The organism is Candidatus Methanoperedens nitratireducens, assembly GCF_000685155.1.
Classification (GTDB): Archaea; Halobacteriota; Methanosarcinia; order Methanosarcinales; family Methanoperedenaceae; genus Methanoperedens; species Methanoperedens nitratireducens.
In genome coordinates, this window is the sequence record NZ_JMIY01000005.1 from 276041 (window position 1) to 294308 (window position 18268).

Annotated in this window: 19 protein-coding genes and 1 tRNA gene; 9 read left to right on the top strand and 11 right to left on the bottom strand. The window is 45.4% G+C overall.

The window, feature by feature from the left end:
- Nucleotides 1–773: 773 nt before the first annotated feature.
- From ANME2D_RS11275 to ANME2D_RS11280, 3 genes are read right to left on the bottom strand one after another with little or no spacing between them, the layout of a single operon-like run.
- Nucleotides 774–971: a hypothetical protein gene (locus ANME2D_RS11275; protein WP_048091687.1), complete on the bottom strand. Its 198-nt coding sequence runs from the start codon at nt 969–971 to the stop codon at nt 774–776.
- Nucleotides 958–1080: a hypothetical protein gene (locus tag ANME2D_RS18855; protein ID WP_277812938.1), complete on the bottom strand. Its 123-nt coding sequence runs from the start codon at nt 1078–1080 to the stop codon at nt 958–960. Before ANME2D_RS18855 ends, ANME2D_RS11275 begins: the two co-directional genes overlap by 14 nt.
- Entirely contained in the window at nt 1080–1292 is a 213-nt protein-coding gene (locus tag ANME2D_RS11280; RefSeq protein WP_048091689.1) for a hypothetical protein, read from the bottom strand. Before ANME2D_RS11280 ends, ANME2D_RS18855 begins: the two co-directional genes overlap by 1 nt.
- A 277-nt stretch (nt 1293–1569) precedes the next feature.
- Here ANME2D_RS11280 and ANME2D_RS11285 point away from each other — a divergent pair, with 277 nt between their 5' ends.
- Nucleotides 1570–1806 (top strand): ribbon-helix-helix domain-containing protein, encoded by a 237-nt coding sequence (locus ANME2D_RS11285; RefSeq protein ID WP_048091691.1) that lies wholly within the window; start codon nt 1570–1572, stop codon nt 1804–1806.
- A gap of 172 nt (nt 1807–1978) precedes the next feature.
- The gene (locus tag ANME2D_RS11290; RefSeq protein WP_052368873.1) at nt 1979–2323 is read left to right on the top strand and encodes a hypothetical protein; all 345 of its coding nucleotides are present in this window, start codon (nt 1979–1981) and stop codon (nt 2321–2323) included.
- Here ANME2D_RS11290 and ANME2D_RS16975 read toward each other — a convergent pair.
- The 3 genes from ANME2D_RS16975 to ANME2D_RS11305 form a co-directional block, all read right to left on the bottom strand.
- Complete coding sequence (locus ANME2D_RS16975; protein ID WP_052368876.1) at nt 2311–3483, bottom strand: tyrosine-type recombinase/integrase; 1173 nt, start codon at nt 3481–3483, stop codon at nt 2311–2313. The genes ANME2D_RS11290 and ANME2D_RS16975 overlap by 13 nt on opposite strands.
- Nucleotides 3484–3634: 151 nt before the next feature.
- The gene (locus ANME2D_RS11300) at nt 3635–4144 is read right to left on the bottom strand and encodes a poly(R)-hydroxyalkanoic acid synthase subunit PhaE (RefSeq protein ID WP_157834091.1); all 510 of its coding nucleotides are present in this window, start codon (nt 4142–4144) and stop codon (nt 3635–3637) included.
- On the bottom strand, nt 4105–5532 hold the full coding sequence (locus ANME2D_RS11305) for a cell envelope integrity protein TolA (protein WP_048091702.1): 1428 nt from the start codon (nt 5530–5532) through the stop codon (nt 4105–4107). The genes ANME2D_RS11300 and ANME2D_RS11305 overlap by 40 nt, the downstream gene beginning before the upstream one ends.
- A 250-nt stretch (nt 5533–5782) precedes the next feature.
- Here ANME2D_RS11305 and hsdR point away from each other — a divergent pair, with 250 nt between their 5' ends.
- The 5 genes from hsdR to ANME2D_RS18125 are packed head-to-tail and all read left to right on the top strand — an operon-like array spanning nt 5783 to nt 12090.
- Complete coding sequence (gene hsdR / locus ANME2D_RS11310; RefSeq protein ID WP_048091704.1) at nt 5783–8152, top strand: EcoAI/FtnUII family type I restriction enzme subunit R; 2370 nt, start codon at nt 5783–5785, stop codon at nt 8150–8152.
- 8 nt (nt 8153–8160) lie between these two features.
- Nucleotides 8161–9708 carry a type I restriction-modification system subunit M gene (locus ANME2D_RS11315; RefSeq protein ID WP_048091707.1) on the top strand — a complete coding sequence of 516 codons (1548 nt, stop codon included), beginning with the start codon at nt 8161–8163 and terminating at the stop codon, nt 9706–9708.
- A complete protein-coding gene (locus ANME2D_RS17450; protein WP_081810250.1) occupies nt 9708–11270 on the top strand; it encodes a DUF1016 N-terminal domain-containing protein in 1563 nt (520 codons plus the stop codon). The genes ANME2D_RS11315 and ANME2D_RS17450 overlap by 1 nt, the downstream gene beginning before the upstream one ends.
- Nucleotides 11271–11321: 51 nt before the next feature.
- Nucleotides 11322–11939, top strand: a complete 618-nt coding sequence (locus ANME2D_RS11325; protein WP_048091709.1) for a hypothetical protein — start codon at nt 11322–11324, stop codon at nt 11937–11939.
- The gene (locus tag ANME2D_RS18125; RefSeq protein ID WP_157834092.1) at nt 11929–12090 is read left to right on the top strand and encodes a hypothetical protein; all 162 of its coding nucleotides are present in this window, start codon (nt 11929–11931) and stop codon (nt 12088–12090) included. The genes ANME2D_RS11325 and ANME2D_RS18125 overlap by 11 nt, the downstream gene beginning before the upstream one ends.
- A gap of 266 nt (nt 12091–12356) precedes the next feature.
- Here the strand turns inward: ANME2D_RS18125 and pdxT are convergent, their stop codons facing one another.
- From pdxT to cfbD, 4 genes are all read right to left on the bottom strand, one after another.
- Nucleotides 12357–12965, bottom strand: coding sequence for a pyridoxal 5'-phosphate synthase glutaminase subunit PdxT (pdxT, locus tag ANME2D_RS11330; RefSeq protein ID WP_048091943.1), 609 nt, complete (start codon nt 12963–12965; stop codon nt 12357–12359).
- A 5-nt stretch (nt 12966–12970) separates the two neighbouring features.
- The gene (cfbB, locus tag ANME2D_RS11335) at nt 12971–14410 is read right to left on the bottom strand and encodes a Ni-sirohydrochlorin a,c-diamide synthase (RefSeq protein WP_048091711.1); all 1440 of its coding nucleotides are present in this window, start codon (nt 14408–14410) and stop codon (nt 12971–12973) included.
- A gap of 418 nt (nt 14411–14828) precedes the next feature.
- The gene (gene cfbC, locus ANME2D_RS11340; RefSeq protein WP_048091713.1) at nt 14829–15620 is read right to left on the bottom strand and encodes a Ni-sirohydrochlorin a,c-diamide reductive cyclase ATP-dependent reductase subunit; all 792 of its coding nucleotides are present in this window, start codon (nt 15618–15620) and stop codon (nt 14829–14831) included.
- Nucleotides 15613–16725 carry a Ni-sirohydrochlorin a,c-diamide reductive cyclase catalytic subunit gene (cfbD, locus tag ANME2D_RS11345; protein ID WP_048091714.1) on the bottom strand — a complete coding sequence of 371 codons (1113 nt, stop codon included), beginning with the start codon at nt 16723–16725 and terminating at the stop codon, nt 15613–15615. The genes cfbC and cfbD overlap by 8 nt, the downstream gene beginning before the upstream one ends.
- A 111-nt stretch (nt 16726–16836) precedes the next feature.
- Here cfbD and purC point away from each other — a divergent pair, with 111 nt between their 5' ends.
- The gene (gene purC / locus ANME2D_RS11350) at nt 16837–17550 is read left to right on the top strand and encodes a phosphoribosylaminoimidazolesuccinocarboxamide synthase (RefSeq protein ID WP_081810258.1); all 714 of its coding nucleotides are present in this window, start codon (nt 16837–16839) and stop codon (nt 17548–17550) included.
- A 29-nt stretch (nt 17551–17579) separates the two neighbouring features.
- Here purC and ANME2D_RS11355 read toward each other — a convergent pair.
- A tRNA-Tyr gene (locus ANME2D_RS11355) sits at nt 17580–17692 on the bottom strand.
- A gap of 73 nt (nt 17693–17765) precedes the next feature.
- On the opposite strand from ANME2D_RS11355, the gene ANME2D_RS11360 reads away from it, so the two are divergent.
- On the top strand, nt 17766–18245 hold the full coding sequence (locus tag ANME2D_RS11360) for an NOB1 family endonuclease (RefSeq protein ID WP_048091718.1): 480 nt from the start codon (nt 17766–17768) through the stop codon (nt 18243–18245).
- The last annotated feature ends 23 nt before the right edge of the window (nt 18246–18268 follow it).

The window sequence follows — 18268 nt, forward strand, 5'->3', positions numbered from 1 at the left end:
CTGAAAGGCCGTGATAGCACTACTCAATAATACACTAGCCTGGGACGCCCTGACTTCAAGGGCGGTGCTATCTGCTAATAGATCATCGTGAAAAGTAAGGGAGAAGGCGGGATTGAGGTGGTGGTGTAAAATTAAACCCGCCTTCTCCATAGGGGGTGAGCCGTGGTGCTCAAGAGAGTGTTGGGTAGAAAAAGAGCTCACCACGGCCTCCTGCTCAGGAACTGTGGGAAACCTGGCAGGAAATGACCCGGCGGACTCGCACCGTCTGAACTGCTTTCAGTCAGGTCAGAATTTGCGAAAGCCGGGTGGGGATTAGGGGTTAGTCGATCTTGAAAAAAGCCAGCTTTCGCAACGGACTCTAGCGGAATCGAACCGCTATGATGTGCACCAGCCGAGCCTGTGTTTATATTTCTATTGAGATATAAGTAGCATCCAGAGCATTTACCTTCCTGGCAACTGCTGCTGTATTTGCACCAACTACCTTTCATCCTCTCACCGCCAGCACAAGAACGAGAATGTACAGCTCTACCATGATAATTGCGAAGAGACCGACCGCAGCCATTTTAAGCGACATTCAATTCACCCCGATCAATGGGATATCCTCAATTGGAGTACGGTCATCTTCATCAACGAGCGAGAGGGTGTACACGAATAGCCCGCGCAGGCAGTTCTCACCCATGTTCTTCTCAGCCATCAGCTACCCCCCCAGAATATCAAGATCGGCGACATTGCCACTGCAAAGCCGAGAAAACAGACTATCATGAATTTCAGGATCATTTCAGCCTCTCGAATATCCGCACGTTGCCCGACATGGCAAGCTTCACCTGATGAGCCAGATCACGAATCTCAACAGTGCTGCCGTCGTTCATATGCGCTACAGTCCTGGCATATCTTCTGTTCTCTCTGATCTCTCGGCGATCCTGCTGATTAGTTCCGTCCCTGCGTCCTTGCGTTGATCTACCGAAGCTCATGCTGCGCCTCCTGTTCTTTCTTGATCTCACGCTCGCGCTGCATCTCAAGAGCTACCTGCTGTTCAAGGCTCTCGAAGATCCTCATCCAAAGAGGTTTGACGAATGCCATCAGCCCCACCTGCCCTGTGGTACTGGTATTTCAACCCCGGATTGTTCAGCGAATTCTATCTTGTTGCAGAAATCGTTAATCGCATGACTTATTAGGTCGCTGGCCCCAAGCTGGTTTGCAAAATGTGACTCAAGCACATGATTCATTCGCCTGATAGTCAGAACATCCAGGCTCACGGACTTGACCTGTGTTTTGCGGTTTTTCTGTGCCATCAGGCCAGCCCCCGCTCTTTCTTGATCGACCTAATTCCTTCCCGTATCACTGACCTCAGCGCATCGCTTGAATGCGTAAAAACGCCCTTCTGTACGAGTTCGTTGATATCGGCTGCGTCGGCCGGTGATAACCGTATGCTTGTTGGTGAATCTTGTGCCATATTACCTCTCTTGTGTATTACACAAGTAATGCACTTCAAGCTATATATACTTTATTACTTGTGTATTACTTGTGTAGTAGTTAACTTAAATACTCTTTACTACTGTAGTATTGCATATGCAATTTTCACAGAAAAGATTAAAAGAAACAACATCTATAACAATTAACAAATATTTATTAGATAAATCGAAAGAGCTTGTTGAAAAAGGGGAGTTTGGCTCGGTTTCTGACGTAATCACAACAGCGCTATCAGAATTTTTTGTTAGTTATGAAGCGCACAAAAAAACACCGGCTCAGAAGCCACAAGAGACAGACGGTGCGCCGCTCTTGACCCGGCCGGTTACGATCGGGTAATTCAAAATACGAATCGGCGATTATGCGATATATTATATTATGAGCATAGTAAGCATAGAAAAATGAGGGCTAAAGGTGGAAAAATGCAAGCAAAATATAAAACGGCAATTGTTGGATGGATCTGTGGCGCGATCACGATAGCGATTATCTTCACACTGCTATAGGGGATACTATGTACGTCCGCACAAGTTGCACTCGCTGCAGCAATGCAGATTATCAGGATCTCAAGTTACATGCCTTAGAGCACACCGTTTTTGACGACCTCACCCACGCCTATCGATATTCTGTCGAGAACATCGAGATAGCGGATACTATCAGCGAGGAAGAAATGGCAGCGCGGATCATGCGAGAGCTGAGGGGTATTCTGAGGGACGGCATAGAGATCTCGGAGCTGTGCAAGACGATCCAGGAATGCTTTGGCGTGGCTGCAAAGTACTGCTGCGATATCATTCAAAGAATAAAGTACGAGGCAGGGATGTACTGCCCGGACCGGAAGCATTTGTATTACGCGCGATAGCTCAGTTCTCTCATTTTTTTGAGCAGGATCTGCTGCACTGTCGGATCTGCAAGCACGCTATCAAGCTTCTCGTCAACCCCTCTCCGTGAATCTAAGTCTGCAGAGATCTCATCCATGCGTTTCTGCGTTTTCTCAAGCTCAAGCCGAAGCTGCGCATTATCGGCCTGAAGTCTGTTGTAAGCATCGCTCTCAAGCACCCTGGCCTCTGTCTTCTCAATAGTCAGAAACGGCAGGTACTTCATATACCGTTCTTTGAGCTTCTTTGGATCTGCCTTGAAATAAGTCTCATGCATGGAATCAATTTTGTGCCCCATCAGGTAATCCGTAAAGAATATATCTGCGCCGTTATTCAAAAGCTGGGAGTTGAAAAACTTGCGCAGGTTGTGCGCCCTGGCAAGACCGAACAACCCGTGACCGTTACCATATCCTGCTTCTATACCGATCTCCCGGAACACCTTCACAAATGCATGTTCCGTGAACTTCACACCGTCCTCAGATACAAACAGCCAGTCATCGTCGCCTTTGACTGCAAGCTTCAGGCTCTTGTTCCTGAAATCAAGATATTCTTTGATCGCGTCCACCGCCTCAGGTGACAGGAAAGTAGTGAACTCATAATTAACTTTTTGCCGGGTAAGCTGTAACGTGGCTATGCCGTTCCCATCCTTGTTTTTAATGTGTTTTATTTTAAGGTTACGTACTTCATTGCCCCCCAGCCCTGAACTGATTATGGTGTAAATAATAGCCTTGTTCCTGAGGCTCTTGCAGTGATTGATCAGCTTGCGCACATCTTCTATATCAAGCTGTGACCTGCTGCCGTTCTCTTCCAGAGCTCGGGCGACCTTTTCCTTCAGGTTAGGCAGATCGATCTCATTAGTTTTGTAGAAACTCTTCACCGCAGCCATGTAAGCATTTACGCTGTTGGGAGAATCCCCCTCTTCATTGAGGTGCTCTCTGAAGCTGATAAGATACCTGCGGATAGATCGCTTTCTCATCAGTATGCCGCGTGTGATCTCATCCTCTGCCTCTTCGATCAGCTCAGCCGCAGTCTTACCTACGTGCCCTGTGTATTTCTCCAGGCCGAACGTGTATAATTTCTTCGTCTTGTGGCTTGCCCCGATCTGCGCCAGCCAGTCTCTAATTATCAAGTCGTTATTATCCATATCGCACCAAAATACTAGATGTATGTCAAATATCTAAAATTTATGCTAAAAATGTAACAAAATTATTTGCTTATGTTCTATTAATTTAACTATTGGATTACGTCCAGTACAGGATTTATCTGTCTAAGAAGCAGAATCGCCAACAAAGACCCTACTGTTTCTCAGATAACTCTTTTATCTGGATAGTCAGATCTTTTATTGTTTTCTTAAGAGAATACATCTCTTTATATATTTCATCGATTTCAGCCCTTGTTGGAAGTCCCAGCGGCTCCAGGTAATACTCCTCAAATAATTCCTGTTTGCTTCTCTGGAAATTCATAAAGTGGGACATCAGTGACCCCATGTTCGAGGCAAAATGGTCTGATCTCAGGAATTCTTTTAAAGTCTCGCTGTATGTCTCCAGCCAGATTTTATAAAGCTCTCTATAGATCTCACTGCTTATTTCCTCATTCTCCCTGTCTTTTGTCTTCTCACGCACTCTGCGCGTGGTTTCTACGAATACGCTATGCAACTTAGCAATGTATTCCATCCATGCTGTAAAGAGGTTAATAGAAATATCGGAGGTCTTTGACCTCACGTCAAAGACCCCACGGGTGAGTTCAGCGCTGGATTTTTCCACGTTTATGTCCTGCTTGCAGAACCGAAAACAGATCTCATCCACATATTTGACATATTGGAAAATATATCTGTATAAACCCTGGCCGCATTCTTTGCGGGCTCCATCATACTTCTCATCGGGCCGGCCATGGGTACATACCTGAAGAAATCATCAAAAGCCCTTTCATACATATTTACCCAGGTATCATAAAACCCTTTATATGCCTCAGGTTCTGTGGTACGCTTCGATATGTCCATAGTTCTCTGCGACATCTTCTCCATGGCATCAATCCATGAGTTAGACATATCCTTATAAACAGTCATGCTTCTCATGAAACTGTCAACCATTTCCTCTGAGGTGGATCTTGCAGACTGGATATCAAATAACCTGCCATAGGTCTTTCTGTATGTATCCATCCATGTATCATAAAATTCCCTGTAGGCTTCTGGTCTGGCCTCTCCCCTGGATAGCTCTGCCATTTTCTCGGAGAGCGAAACCATGGAATCAAGCCATGGGCGAAATAGATACATATAGGACTCATTCCAGATTTTTGACATCTGTACAAAATTGTTTAAGTACATTCCCGGTATGCCTCCATAAGCCTCAAGTACCTCTCTTGTGCTACCCTTAGTTGTCATTTCAGCAAATTCCTCGTATATTTTTCCGTACGTTCTCATCCATATATCGTAGAATTCCCTGTATTTCTCGGGGTCAGGCGTACCCTGAAGCAATTCCTGCGTCTTGCGGGAATTCTCCTCCAGCATGGCAGCCCATGATTGGAAGAGTTTTCTTGATTCCTCTGCACTATTCATCAGTTTCTCAATTGTCTCTCTATCGAATTGCCGGGTCATGACTGGATAGAATTTACCAAAGCTGTTCTGGTATGTTTTAATCCATTGATCATAGAATGCCCTGTAGTTATCAGGTGTAGCATTCCTTGAAAGTTCAGCCGCCTTGCTATACATTTCTTCTGTGGATTCAATCCATGGTTTGTATAGATTGATGTATGTATCCTCCCACATCCTTGAGACAACATCGTAACTATCAGCCCATATCCTGAAAATATCTTTTCTTTCTTCGCCTTCTTCTCTCATCTGCTTCTCTGGTTCGTACCTCTCTCGCTCTGCTCTCATCTGTTTCCCTGGTTCATACCTCTTTTGCTCTTCCCTGTACCGCGGTTCCTGCTCTTCCGCTCTTGGTCTCTCTACCTCCTGTATTGGCCTGTAATATGCTGCTCTCTGCCTTTCCTGTGCGTATCTCTCTTGCTCTTTCCTGTATCTCGGTTCCTGATCTTCGGGTCTGGGTCGTTCTATCTTCAACCTCTCCACCCACCATGAGGATGGTGTTGCTAAAGTACCACGTCCAGCAGTTTGTTCTTCCCTCATCCCTTTTTGCGATTCCATCTCTTCTCCGGTTCGTTTAAATTCTGAAGTAATCCCTTTTCTAGCCATATTTCTACACTCCCTTTTACTTCAATATTGTATATCCACTATAGATAAAGATTATGATTAGCCCCTGATATCAAAGAGCTAGTTAAGACCAAAATCAGGTCATTGCTGAAAAAGAGATTTGTGAGGAACAATATGCCTAAATTATTCATTAGATAGAAAAAAATATATAGATAGTATTCTTTCAAGCTAATATAGCAGTATTCTTAAATAAATTGCGATAATCCAACCTCGATTACAATGGAGAATTAGTTTGATAACTGAAGCTGATACTTGCAGAAAATATGTCTTGCCGAAGCTTTACTCAGCGGGCTGGAGCGATGATCAGATCAGCGAGCAGAAAATCTTCACAGATGGAAGGATTATCCTTGCAGGAGATAAGGGCATAAGAAAGAAACAGAAAAGGGCTGATTACCTATTAAAGTATAGAAGAGACTTTTCCATCGCAGTTGTTGAGGCGAAATCTGCTTATAAGAATGCTGCCGATGGATTACAACAGGCTAAGGAGTATGCTGAAATTCTTGGTCTCAAGTTTGCATATTCCACAAATGGTAAAGGAATCGTTGAACACGATTTTATCACTGGCAAGGATACGGATCTGGAAAGTTTCCCTGCGCCAGATGAACTCTGGATGAGGCTTAGCCAATCAGAAGACATTACACCAAAAATCGCGCAAACACTTCTTGCGCCATGCAGTACCTTGCCTGGTAAGACTCCACGATATTACCAGGAAATTACGATCAACCGCACAATCAAGGCTGTTCTGCAGGGCAAAAAGAGGATCTTGCTGACATTAGCTACTGGGACAGGCAAGACATACATTGCGTTCCAGATTATCTGGAAACTATGGGATACACGCTGGAACAGGACAGGTGAGCACAGGCGCCCTAAGGTGCTTTATCTCGCTGACAGGAACATCCTTGTTGACGATCCGAAAGATAAGACATTCGCATCTATGGGAGACGCCAGAATTAAGATAGAGGGTGAAGCAATCAAGAGCAGGGAGATATATTTTTCAACCTACCAGGCAATTGCAAAAGATGAGCGCAGGCCCGGTCTTTATAAACAATATACCAGAGATTTCTTTGACCTTATTGTTGTTGATGAGTGCCACAGGGGAAGTGCTAAAGATGAAAGCAACTGGCGTGAAATACTGGAATACTTTGAACCTGCATATCAGATAGGCATGACTGCAACCCCTCTTAGAAAGGATAACAGGGATACATATCGGTATTTCGGAAACCCGATTTATACTTACAGCCTGAAACAGGGTATCGAGGATGGTTTCCTGGCGCCGTACCGTGTTCACAGAATCGTTCCAAGTGTTGATGCCACTGGATGGCGGCCGACAAAAGGAGAGAAAGATAAACACGGCAGAGAAATCCCGGATGGTGTTTACGGGACAGGCGATTTTGAGCGGGTTATTTCGTTTAAATCCCGTACAGATGCAGTGGCTAAACACCTGACTGATTATTTAATGAAAACAGATAGGCTCGCAAAGACGATTGTTTTTTGCGTTGACCAGGAACATGCTGAGGATATGCGCAAGGCCTTGAATAACTGGAATTCTGATCTTGTACAGCAATATCCTGATTATGTTTGCAGAGTGGTTTCTGATGAAGGAGATATAGGGAGAGGACATCTTGACAGATTCCTTGAATTAGAGACAAGAACTCCTGTTATATTGACCACGTCACAGCTTCTGACCACAGGCGTTGATGCACAGACATGCAAGAATATCGTTCTATTCAAGGTCATTAACTCAATGGTGGATTTTAAGCAGATCATAGGCAGGGGAACCCGCGTTAGAGAGGACTATGGTAAGCTCTTTTTCACTATTCTTGATTATACAGGAAGCGCAACTCGTCTTTTCGCTGACCCTGAATTTGATGGTGAGCCGGCGCTCATTACAGAGGAAGAAATCGATGATGAGGGAAATTCAATCAAGGAGAAGTTCAAAAACGAGACAAAAGAATTCATAGATGAAGTTGAGGCTCCTTTACGCCAGACCCCTAAAACGTCAGATTACTTTGAGGGCGCCCCAAAAAAGTACTATGTAAATGGTGGTTCTGTTGAAATAATAGCGGATGTAGTCTATGAACTTGATTCTGATGGCAGGAGGCTTTCGGTCATCAAATATACAGATTATACGGCAAAACAGTTAAAGAGCATGTACACAGGAGCGGCAGAACTCCGTTCGAAATGGAGTGATGCTGAACAGCGCAGGCAGATTATATCCTTGCTGGAGGAGAGAGGCATAACTATCGAGCAACTCGTGAATGCTACTAAAAAGTACGATGCAGATCCATTCGACCTTTTATGTCACATTGCTTATAACGCCCCGCTTCGAACAAGAAGGGAGCGGGCAGAACGGCTTAGAAAGGACAGGAAGGATTTCTTTGAAAGATTTGGAGAGAAAGCAAGAGAGATTTTAAATGAAGTGCTTGACAAATACATTGAATTCGGGACAGAGCAGCTTGCTGATACAAATATACTTAAGGTTCCTCCGATATCACTGCATGGAAACCTGATAGAGATCTCAGCGTTGTTCGGTGGACCTGCTGCTCTTAGAAATAGCCTTGGGGAGCTGCAGTCCCTGCTGTATTCAGATCAGGAAGGATAGGAGGAGACATGGTGCGAAAAACGAAGAATGAGATGCCAAAGACAACGGCACAGCAGCTTGGAAGCCTGATAAAATCTGCGCGTGATATCATGCGCAAGGATAAGGGATTGAATGGCGACCTTGACCGCCTTCCGATGCTTACCTGGATTATGTTCCTTAAGTTCCTTGATGATATGGAGAGGATACGAGAGACAGAGGAGGAACTTGCCGGGAGGAAGTATAAGCCTGCGATCGAGCCGCCTTACAGATGGAGGGACTGGGCTGCTAAAGAGGACGGCATTACAGGAGATGAACTGATCGCTTTCATAAATAACGATGAAGCTGTCCGACCTGACGGAACTAAAGGAGCTGGTCTGTTTGCTTATTTGAGGAGCCTGCACGGTGCAAACGGCGGTGATAGGCGGGACGTGATCGCAACGGTATTCAGGGGCACGATCAACCGCATGGTCAATGGATATCTGCTGCGCGATGTTATCAATAAAGTGAATAGCATCCATTTCACCGCTTCAGAGGAGATCCATACGCTTTCACATCTGTATGAAAGCATGCTGAAAGAAATGAGGGACACGGCAGGCGACTCAGGTGAGTTCTATACGCCGCGCCCTGTTATTCGCTTCATGGTCGAGGTAACTGATCCTAAGTTAGGCGAGGTAGTGCTTGACCCAGCATGTGGCACTGGCGGGTTTCTTGTTGAGTCTTTTGAGCATCTGCGGAAGCAATGCAAAAAGGCATCTGATTTTGAAGTCTTACAGAAAGGATCGATCACTGGAGGAGATGCGAAGCCGCTGCCTTATTTGCTGTGCCAGATGAACCTTTTGCTTCATGGTCTTGAGTATCCTCAGATTGATCCAGGCAATTCTCTTCGTTTTCCTCTGAGAGAGATAGGAGATAAGGAAAGGGTGGATATCATACTTACGAACCCACCTTTTGGAGGAGAGGAAGAGCGGGGGATACTTTCGAATTTCCCGGAGGATAAGCAGACCGCTGAGACCGCGCTTCTCTTTCTTCAACTGATAATGAGGAAGTTGAGAAGAGGCACTGGTGGGAAGAGAGGCGGCAGATGTGGCATAGTTGTCCCGAATGGCACTTTATTTGGCGATGGGGTATGCGCACGCATAAAGAAAGAACTGCTGGAAGAGTTCAACTTGCATACCATCGTGCGGCTGCCCAACGGCGTTTTTGCACCCTATACAGGGATTCCCACAAACCTGCTGTTCTTTGAGCGCGACGGTCCGACGAAGGAGATATGGTATTATGAGGTTCCTCTGCCAGAGGGCAGGAAGCAATACACCAAAACCCAGCCGATGCCATTTGAAGAGTTTGGGCCCGTTATCGCCTGGTGGAAGGACAGAAAGGAGAATGGACATGCCTGGAAAGTATCTGCGGCGAAGGTGGTGGAGAGCGGGTATAACCTTGATATCAAGAACCCCAATGGTAAGCAGGACCTGGAGCACCTGCCGCCAGAGCAGCTGACCGAGAGCATTTTGAAGAAGGAGCAGAGAATCGCGGAGATCATGGCAGAGATAAAACAGGTGCTGGCAGACGGGATAAAATAATGACAGAGATTATCCCGAAAGACTATGCTGTTCTTCTTAACGACATTAAGCAGCGCATCCGTTCTGCTCAGTATGAGGCGCTGAAGGCTGTTAACAAGGAATTGATATCGCTTTACTGGGACATCGGGAGGATGATCATTGAGCGGCAGAAGGAAGAGTCATGGGGAAAATCGGTTGTGGAACGAATAGCACAGGACTTAAGGGCTGAGTTTCCCGGTATAAAGGGTTTTTCTGCACGAAACATCTGGTACATGCGCAAATTTTACAGTAATTATGTTAAGAATGAAAAACTGCAACCACTGGTTGCAGAAATTGGATGGGCGCATAATTTGATTATTATGGACAGGTGCACAGACGAATTGGAACGCGAGTTCTATATACGTATGACACGGAAATTTGGCTGGTCAAAGAACGTACTGATTCACCAGATAGAGAACCAATCTTATGAAAAAACCCTGCTTAATCAGACCAATTTTGAGCACACATTACCTATTGAAATACGCAATCAGGCAAATATCGTTTCTGGCGCCGAGATAAAAACAAAAAAGCAACAGGTATGCTGCACTGGTGAATTTTTAGTAGCAGAGATAGATGCCAAGATAGGAGGGTTTGGTATTGTACCACCAGAACTCGATTGCGCCATAGTCAGTAGCCATTACTTCCTGTTCGTTATAGATGAAACCCGCCTTGATCGCCGTTTCCTAGATTTCTTCATTCGCACACCATATTTCCGTGAACAGGTCTCGGCGCAAGGCTCAACAAATTACGCCGCGATTCGCCCTGCTGATGTTCTGAGTTATAAAGTTCCCCTCCCTCCTCTCCAAGAGCAGCGCCGCGTCGTGGCGCGCATCGAGGAGCTGGCGGCGAAGATAGAGGAGGCGCGTAAGTTGCAGCGAGAGGCAGTTGAGGAGACGAGAGCACTTACTGTTTCAATATCACGGACAGTATTCAACCCTGCCAATTTGGATAGTTGGCTCAATCTCTCCATTGAGGAATGTTGTAAAGAGATAATTGATTATAGAGGAAGGACTCCACCGTTAGCTACAGAGGGCATTCCACATTTGACAAGTGCCAATATTAAAAATGGAAATATTGATTGGAATACTACGAGATTCGTTTCAGAGGAGACGTACAATACCTATATGACACGTGGTATTCCAAAGCCTGGAGATGTTATATTTACAATGGAGGCTCCACTCGGAGAGGCTGCCGTAGTGCCTGATGAAAGACAATTTTCACTTGCTCAAAGGACCCTTTTGCTTAGAAGTAAAAATGAGATTATCGATGGTAAATTTCTTGCTAAGGTAATAACAAGCCCTGAAGTACGAGAAACGATTTATTCAAAAGCTACAGGTACAACAGTGAAAGGAATCGCTTCCAAGAGGCTTAAACATATTGAATTGAATATCCCTCCCCTCCCCGAACAGCGCCGCATCGTCGCCTACCTTGACGCTTTGCAGACAAAGATTGATGCGCTCAGGCGCCTCCAGGCAGAGACCGGCGCCGAACTGGACGCGCTGCTGCCGGCTGTGCTGGATAAGGCATTCAAGGGAGAGATGTGAATGGTTATAATTATAAAGGTAAAAACAAGGTTAATGAAGCAGGAAAGGTAAATGGAAATTGAATTCAAAGAGGATAAAATAATATTCAACAGGGAACTTTCTTTACTTGATAGTTTTGTTTTAGATTTCACAGAACATCTGGCATCGAATAATATAAAATATGTCATTGTTTCAGGGTATGTCTCTATTCTTTTTGGGCGAAGCAGGATAAGCGAAGACGTGGATATTTTAATCGAACACATATCCTTTGAAAAATTCTTGAAATTCTGGTCAGAAATAGAGCAGAGCTACGAATGCCTCAATACCAGTAACTCTTATGAGGCATACAACGATTACCTGGAAAATCATTATGCTATAAGAATAGCGAAAAAAGGAAGTTTTATTCCGAATATCGAACTCAAATTTGTAAAAAATGACCTTGACAGGTACTCCCTTGAACATAGGAGGCATGTAAAGCTTGCCGACAGGTCATTATATCTATCTCCACTTGAACTGCAGATCCCATACAAACTATTTCTGGGATCAGAAAAAGATATTGAAGATGCCCGGTTCCTGTTCAAGCTTTTTAAAGATAATTTAGATATTGTATTGCTCAAAACATTTTTAACTGAACTGAGGGTGCCGGATGAACATGCCAAAAGATATCTGGGAGGTTTTGATGAAGATTGATATAGAAGAACTAAAAAAAGATAAAGAGACTAATTTCAAGGAACGATTGGATTTTATTGATAGATATGTTGAATGGATAAAAGCCACACCGAATAAGGTCTGGTCAAAGCAACATAAAGATTTCATAGACAGTGCATTTCAAAAATCCTGATTTTCTGGAGTCATTAAAATCCCGCCCCTCCCCGAACAGCGCCGCATCGTCGCCTACCTTGACACTTTGTAGGCAAAGGTGGACGCGCTCAGGTGCCTTCAGGCAGAGACCAGTGCCGAACTGGATGCGCTGCTGCCGGCTGTGCTGGACAGGGCGTTCAAGGGGGAGTTGTAATGAGCATAAGATTCAGGAGAATTTGCTAAACCAGATAATATATCATGGCCGTATGGTCTGATTCATGCCCGAAGCATAATTATTTTTAAATTTTATACTGTTCCGGTAAGGTCAAGCATTCTCAAAAAATAATGATGTATTCGTAGATCATCCGTCAGTTCAGGGTGAAACGCCAGAGCAAGTATATTTTTTTGCCTGGCTGCCACTATGAAGCCCTCGTATCTTGAGAGTACCTCAACATCCTCTTTGCACCCGGTGATACACGGCGCCCTGATAAACACGGCATTAAAAGGAGAATCAAGACCCCTGAAATCCACCGGGCACTCGAATGATTCTCTCTGGCGCCCGAAGGCGTTCCTGTTAACATGGATATCCATAAGTCCAAGGAGCGGCTGTCCTGTCATATCTACCTGCCTGTCACCCTTTTTTGCAAGTAGCACAAGTCCTGCGCATGTTCCCATTATCGGGATACCCGCATGTGCTGCCTCTTTTATCTCGGAAGAGATTCCTTCCCTCTCCATAAGTCTTCCCAGTGTTGTGCTTTCCCCACCAGGAATGATCAATGCATCGCAGGTCGGTACGATCCCTCTGTGTTTTATCTTCACGATCTCTGCCCTGCGGTTTGCATGTTTCAATGCCTTCAGCATGGCATTAGCATGCTCCTCAATATTTCCCTGGATTGCGATAATTCCGATACGTATATCTGTCATTTTTGACCACTGCAAGAATCCACAAAAGATCTTGCAAAACCTGTATATGATGCAGCATGCAGGTGCGCATATGCTGCCATGGTATTCCCGACAAGTATGCCGTCATATTCTCCCCTGATCCCTGTTCCCCGATCAAGCCTGATAGCGAATGTGGTATCATCAGGCAGATCCAGTACCTCTGAGTGGTGGAATTCATGTCCTATAAACGAATTCCCGCTTTTGCCTATCATATTATCCTTTACAAAGCGTCCGATGTTGTAACTCACAACCCGCTTATGTCCCATCAATGTCCTGCCGGGTACAGCCCCGACCATACTGAAAGTCCCGCCCTGCATCTGTGCCATATTATAATTTCCGCTCCCTGTTACATCCATCTCGATCTTACGGGTTAGATACATAAGCCCGCCGCATTCTGCATAAACAGGTAATCCTTCAGATGAGACCTGTTTGATGGATTCCCGCATAGAGCTGTTATCCTCAAGCTCCTGAGCGAACAATTCAGGGTAACCCCCGCCTATATACAATCCATCAACCCGTGGAAGGCTTCTATCATTCACAGGGCTGAAGTAAACAAGCTCTGCCCCGGCAAGCTCAAGAAGCTCAAGGTTATCCCTGTAGTAGAAATTAAATGCCTCATCGTATGCTACCCCTATCCTTGGCGCACTCTCAGAGACCCGTGCTTTAAAGTTAAAGATGCTCTTCTCCGGCCGGGGCAGAGGTTCTGCGGATTTAGCGAGTGATAAGAACCTGTCGATATCCACGTTCTCATTTATGATAGTCTTAATCTTCCCCAGGTTCTCATCAAAATCACTGAGCCTGCGCCTTCCCTCAAGTGCGGGGATAAGCCCCAGGTGCCGCATCGAGATCTTCATTGAACTGTTGCGCGGGACTTCCCCGATAACCCGGATACCAGTGTATGTCTCAATTGCAGTCCTTGCCTTCTCACTGTGGCGCTGGCTTCCGATATTGTTCAGGATCACACCTGCAATATTCACCTCAGGGTCAAATGATCGGTATCCTGAAACAACAGCAGCCGCGCTGCGGGTGATGCTCCTTGCATTGATAACAAGTACGACAGGGCATCTCAGGAGCTTGGCTATCTGGGCTGTGCTTCCGATATCGCTTGTAGCCTCAAGCCCTTCAAAAAGCCCGCGCACTCCCTCTATGACAGCGATATCCGCATCTTCTACTGCGTGTGAGAATACCTCACTGACCGTGCGCTCTGGCATCAGATAACCATCAAGGTTGCGGGAATACCTGCCTGTTACTTCTGTATGGTAGCTCGGATCAATGAAATCGAGTCCGACCTTGAAGGGCTGCACCTTATATCCCATGTCCCTGAGCACGGACATTATACCTATGGAGATTGTGGTCTTTCCTGCTGAGGAGCGGTCTCCTGCAATGAGGATACGGGGAATGTCAAGTTTGTCAATCATAAGTTGCAACCCTTTGTTTTTATGTGGTTATATCTAAAAATTTTGCTGAATTTAATTAACCGCAGATGAACGCAGATAAACGTAGATACCTGATTTATGTTAGTACCTAGTAACCTGTTGAGGTAGCATATAGATTTCACCGCAAAGTCGGCTATGAAATGTAGTTCATAGATAACAATGAAAAAGACGATTAACAACGAACTCAAAACGAACTTAAACGAACTCATCAGCCCAAGTTCGTATCGAGTTCGTACCAGTTCGGTGTTTATATTAGCTGAACCACATCTGAGCCTAAGATGCGATATATATTTAACTTTTTCATACCAGAGCGCAAAGGACGCAAAGATTGTTGTTGCTATGCTTTGCGTTCTTTGCGTCCTTTGCGGTGAATAATTTAAAATTGATCGGAAGAAAATTCTCATATCTTCGTAAGTTCCCTTAACCTTGCATCATCAAGCGGTTCTGGAACCCGGGCATCGCTCTTTGTCATTATACTGCGGGCAAGCTTTCGGTAAACTGCGGCTATTGCGGAACCAGGCTCTTTTTCAATAACAGAAAAACCCTCCCGCTCGCATGTCTGCACCAGAACATCCTTCGGGATAAATGCCAGTAACTGGCTCCCTATCTCCTTTGCGAATTCACTTACTATGTTCTCCTCGTTCGGCGCACCTCGGGAGTTACAGATAACACCGTTAAGCGGCATCTCAAGCCTTGAGAGCCCTTTGCAGATGTTATTGGCTGCGTATAGCGGCATATACTCACCTGATGTCAGCACGTATGCCTCGCTCACCAGCCCTTTCTTGACAGGGGCCACAAATCCCCCGCAGACAATGTCGCCTGGCACATCATATATCACAAGGTCCGTGTCCTCTATCGCCTTTGATGTTTTCTTAAGCAGGCTTATAGCTACGATGATGCCCCTTCCTGCACAGCCTATGCCAGGCTCAGGACCTCCTATCTCGACGCACTTAACACCTTTATAGCCATCAAACACGATATCCTCTTCTTCTATGTCCACGCCCTGCCGCATAAGGTCCATAATCGTGGGAATGCGCCTTCCACGCAGCAACGTGATAGAGGAGTCACTCTTCGGGTCGCATCCTATTATCGTGACGCGGTAGCCCTCATCAGCGCATGCTGCTGCCACATTTGATGCAGTGCTTGATTTACCGATCCCGCCTTTTCCGTAGATTGCGATCTGCTTAGACATCCTTTGCCATCTCCCGCAGTGTCGCCCCGAATTCTGATTCAACTATATGATTTATCCCCAGGGTCCTGGGATGCAGGTCTATCTCAACCATAACGTGCCTGTGCCCCATCTCTTTTAACGGGATCACCTGGCGCGGGCCGTTTGTGATAGAGAATAGTTCCATATTATTTATGTTATCCATGGGAAGTGCGTGGGGTACGCCTGTTATTACTGCAAAATCATAATCTGAATACTTCTCACCGATGATCTGATTGGCGCTATTTCCTGCCACAGGGTACTCATCCAGTCCTCCTGTGATGTGGTGGATATCCATTCCCCTGTTCTTTAGCTCTTCTTTGATTTCACGGGCATTTCTCCTGTTCTTCGGAAGCCCTACATCCTCGTTAAGGTTCGCCATGTTTATGATAGGAGAGCCGAGTTTTTCTGCTATCTGGTTAACCGCAAGGTTGATATCTGCGAACATGAAGGCAGTTTCTTTTTTTGCATTGAGTATATTGAGTCCCCGTTTTCCCTGCTTCATCAGTTCAAGCAATCTTCCAGCCACCTTGAATTTCAGATCCCCCCGGTTGGGCTCAAGGTATTCCTTGCTGGCTGCACCGTGGCGTTTCTCAACCATGGTGGCCTCTTTCAGAAGGGATTTTTGCCTCTCGAACTCTGCTTCACTGATAATCCCTGCGGCGAGTGCTGATTCAAGCGCTATGATAACCCCTTTTGTGTTATCCCTGTAGCCAGCGTGCACTTCAACTTCAATAACAGGCACATCAGGCTGGACATCCATGACCGCCTCATGCAGCTCTTCTCCTATGATCATGCTTGCGCATGTTCCAACTATACCTATGCGTTTTGGATTAAAGCGCCTGATAACCTTTTCAAGCACTTCAACTAATGAATCATGTCCTCCAAAAACAAAACCAGATTCATCAAGCGATGTTGTAACAACCCTCATGCCGTCCTCTTCAAGCAGGCGAGCATGTTTGAAACAGCATCCTGGAGGTCCATGCAGTATAACAACATCGGTATCCAGATCTCTTAATGTGTACAGCGCGGCAACTATTGAACTTGGCCGCGGGTGCATTATCATTGGTTCTTTCTCTTTTACAGGCATCCTTTTTCTCCAGATTTAAAAGCGCGGTTTTCATCTATATACACTTAGCATGATAATACTTTCGCACTATCAATAGCATTATATCCACAAGATTACTATAATGGAAATATGATTAAGCTTGATGCGCTTTATTCTGGCAAGGCAAAGACAATCTTCAAGACAGATAACCCGCAGAAACTGATAATGGAATTCAGAGATAGCCTGACCGCTTTTGATGGCAAGAAGAAGAGCACTGCGCCAAAAAAAGGGTACTATAACGCCCGGATATCGGAGGAGCTCTTTAGATTGCTTGAGGAGGGAGGCATTAAAACGCATTTTGATAGCATGTTATCAGATACAGAGATGGTCGTGGATGCTGTGGAGATCATAAAGATCGAGGTAATCGTCAGGAATATCGCAGCAGGATCCCTGATAAGGAAATACCCGTTCAAGCCAGGTCAGAAACTTGACCCTCCAATCCTGCTTTTAGATTACAAGAGCGATGAATATAGCGATCCAATGATCAATGATGATATCGCACTTGCACTCGGACTTGCCACCAGGGAGGAGCTCCTGAAGATAAGAGAGCTTGCCCTCAGGATTAATTCCATACTGGTTGAATACCTGAATGACAGAGACCTCCTGCTTCCTGACTTCAAGCTTGAGTTCGGAAGGCGAAACGGAGATATAGTTTTAGCAGACGAGATATCCTGCGATACCTGCCGCTTCTGGGATAAGATGACAGGTGAGTCGCTTGATAAAGATGTGTTCAGGTATGATAAAGGAGACCTCGCTTCAGCTTATCGGGAAGTGGCCAGAAGGATCGTGCCAGGCATATCCTTATGATCGGATTTTATGGCATGTTAATAAAAATATCCCGCCTCCCAGATTCGAACCGGGGACTTCGCGGTGCCTGCGCGCTAATGTGTGCAATAAATGCACATGAACAAACTACAGCCGCGCACTCTAGCCACTGAGTTAAGGCGGGACGTACGTGAATATGCTCGATCATACTTAATCTTTTTCTTTATTCAAGACATGCTATTGAGAGATCTATAAAAATGAAATATATCGCAGATGCTTCCCTGTTCATTATAAGAAAAAGGCTTGAAGGAGATATCGTAACAGTTCCCTCTGTAGTTGAAGAACTCAGAGAAGAAGCCGCAAGGACAATGATGGAATTGATGAACGTAAGAGTCGAGCCTCCGCTTAAGAGTTTCAAAGAGGAGGTCAGGTCAAAGGCAGGGATTACAAGGGACAGTGAGGAACTCTCAGGTACAGATATAGACATTCTGGCAAAGGCACTGGAATATTCAGTACGGGAAGAGACTATATTAGTTACAGATGATTTTGCGATCCAGAACACCGCCATCCAGTTGGGGATCAGGGTGATGCCTGCAGGTCAGAGAAAAATAAAGGATATCCTCCTGTGGGAGAAGCAATGTACAGGATGCAAGCGGAGATTTCCAGAAGGGGATATATGTCCAGTATGCGGCTCTCCTCTTAAAAAAGTAAGAAAGAAAAAAATAAGAACAGGATGATTTAGTACCGAATCTATGCCATT

What these genes read in the sequence shown, in the direction of transcription:
- ANME2D_RS18125 (WP_157834092.1), top strand. Translation starts at nt 11,929, where the DNA reads ATGAAGATTGATATAGAAGAACTAAAAAAAGATAAAGAGACTAATTTC.
- ANME2D_RS11360 (WP_048091718.1), top strand. Translation starts at nt 17,766, where the DNA reads ATGAAATATATCGCAGATGCTTCCCTGTTCATTATAAGAAAAAGGCTT.
- ANME2D_RS11290 (WP_052368873.1), top strand. Translation starts at nt 1,979, where the DNA reads ATGTACGTCCGCACAAGTTGCACTCGCTGCAGCAATGCAGATTATCAG.
- ANME2D_RS16975 (WP_052368876.1), bottom strand. Translation starts at nt 3,483, where the DNA reads ATGGATAATAACGACTTGATAATTAGAGACTGGCTGGCGCAGATCGGG.
- ANME2D_RS11275 (WP_048091687.1), bottom strand. Translation starts at nt 971, where the DNA reads ATGAGCTTCGGTAGATCAACGCAAGGACGCAGGGACGGAACTAATCAG.
- ANME2D_RS18855 (WP_277812938.1), bottom strand. Translation starts at nt 1,080, where the DNA reads ATGGCATTCGTCAAACCTCTTTGGATGAGGATCTTCGAGAGCCTTGAA.
- ANME2D_RS11325 (WP_048091709.1), top strand. Translation starts at nt 11,322, where the DNA reads ATGGAAATTGAATTCAAAGAGGATAAAATAATATTCAACAGGGAACTT.
- cfbB (WP_048091711.1), bottom strand. Translation starts at nt 14,410, where the DNA reads ATGATTGACAAACTTGACATTCCCCGTATCCTCATTGCAGGAGACCGC.
- cfbD (WP_048091714.1), bottom strand. Translation starts at nt 16,725, where the DNA reads ATGCCTGTAAAAGAGAAAGAACCAATGATAATGCACCCGCGGCCAAGT.
- ANME2D_RS11305 (WP_048091702.1), bottom strand. Translation starts at nt 5,532, where the DNA reads ATGGCTAGAAAAGGGATTACTTCAGAATTTAAACGAACCGGAGAAGAG.
- ANME2D_RS17450 (WP_081810250.1), top strand. Translation starts at nt 9,708, where the DNA reads ATGACAGAGATTATCCCGAAAGACTATGCTGTTCTTCTTAACGACATT.
- cfbC (WP_048091713.1), bottom strand. Translation starts at nt 15,620, where the DNA reads ATGTCTAAGCAGATCGCAATCTACGGAAAAGGCGGGATCGGTAAATCA.
- ANME2D_RS11280 (WP_048091689.1), bottom strand. Translation starts at nt 1,292, where the DNA reads ATGGCACAGAAAAACCGCAAAACACAGGTCAAGTCCGTGAGCCTGGAT.
- ANME2D_RS11315 (WP_048091707.1), top strand. Translation starts at nt 8,161, where the DNA reads ATGGTGCGAAAAACGAAGAATGAGATGCCAAAGACAACGGCACAGCAG.
- ANME2D_RS11285 (WP_048091691.1), top strand. Translation starts at nt 1,570, where the DNA reads ATGCAATTTTCACAGAAAAGATTAAAAGAAACAACATCTATAACAATT.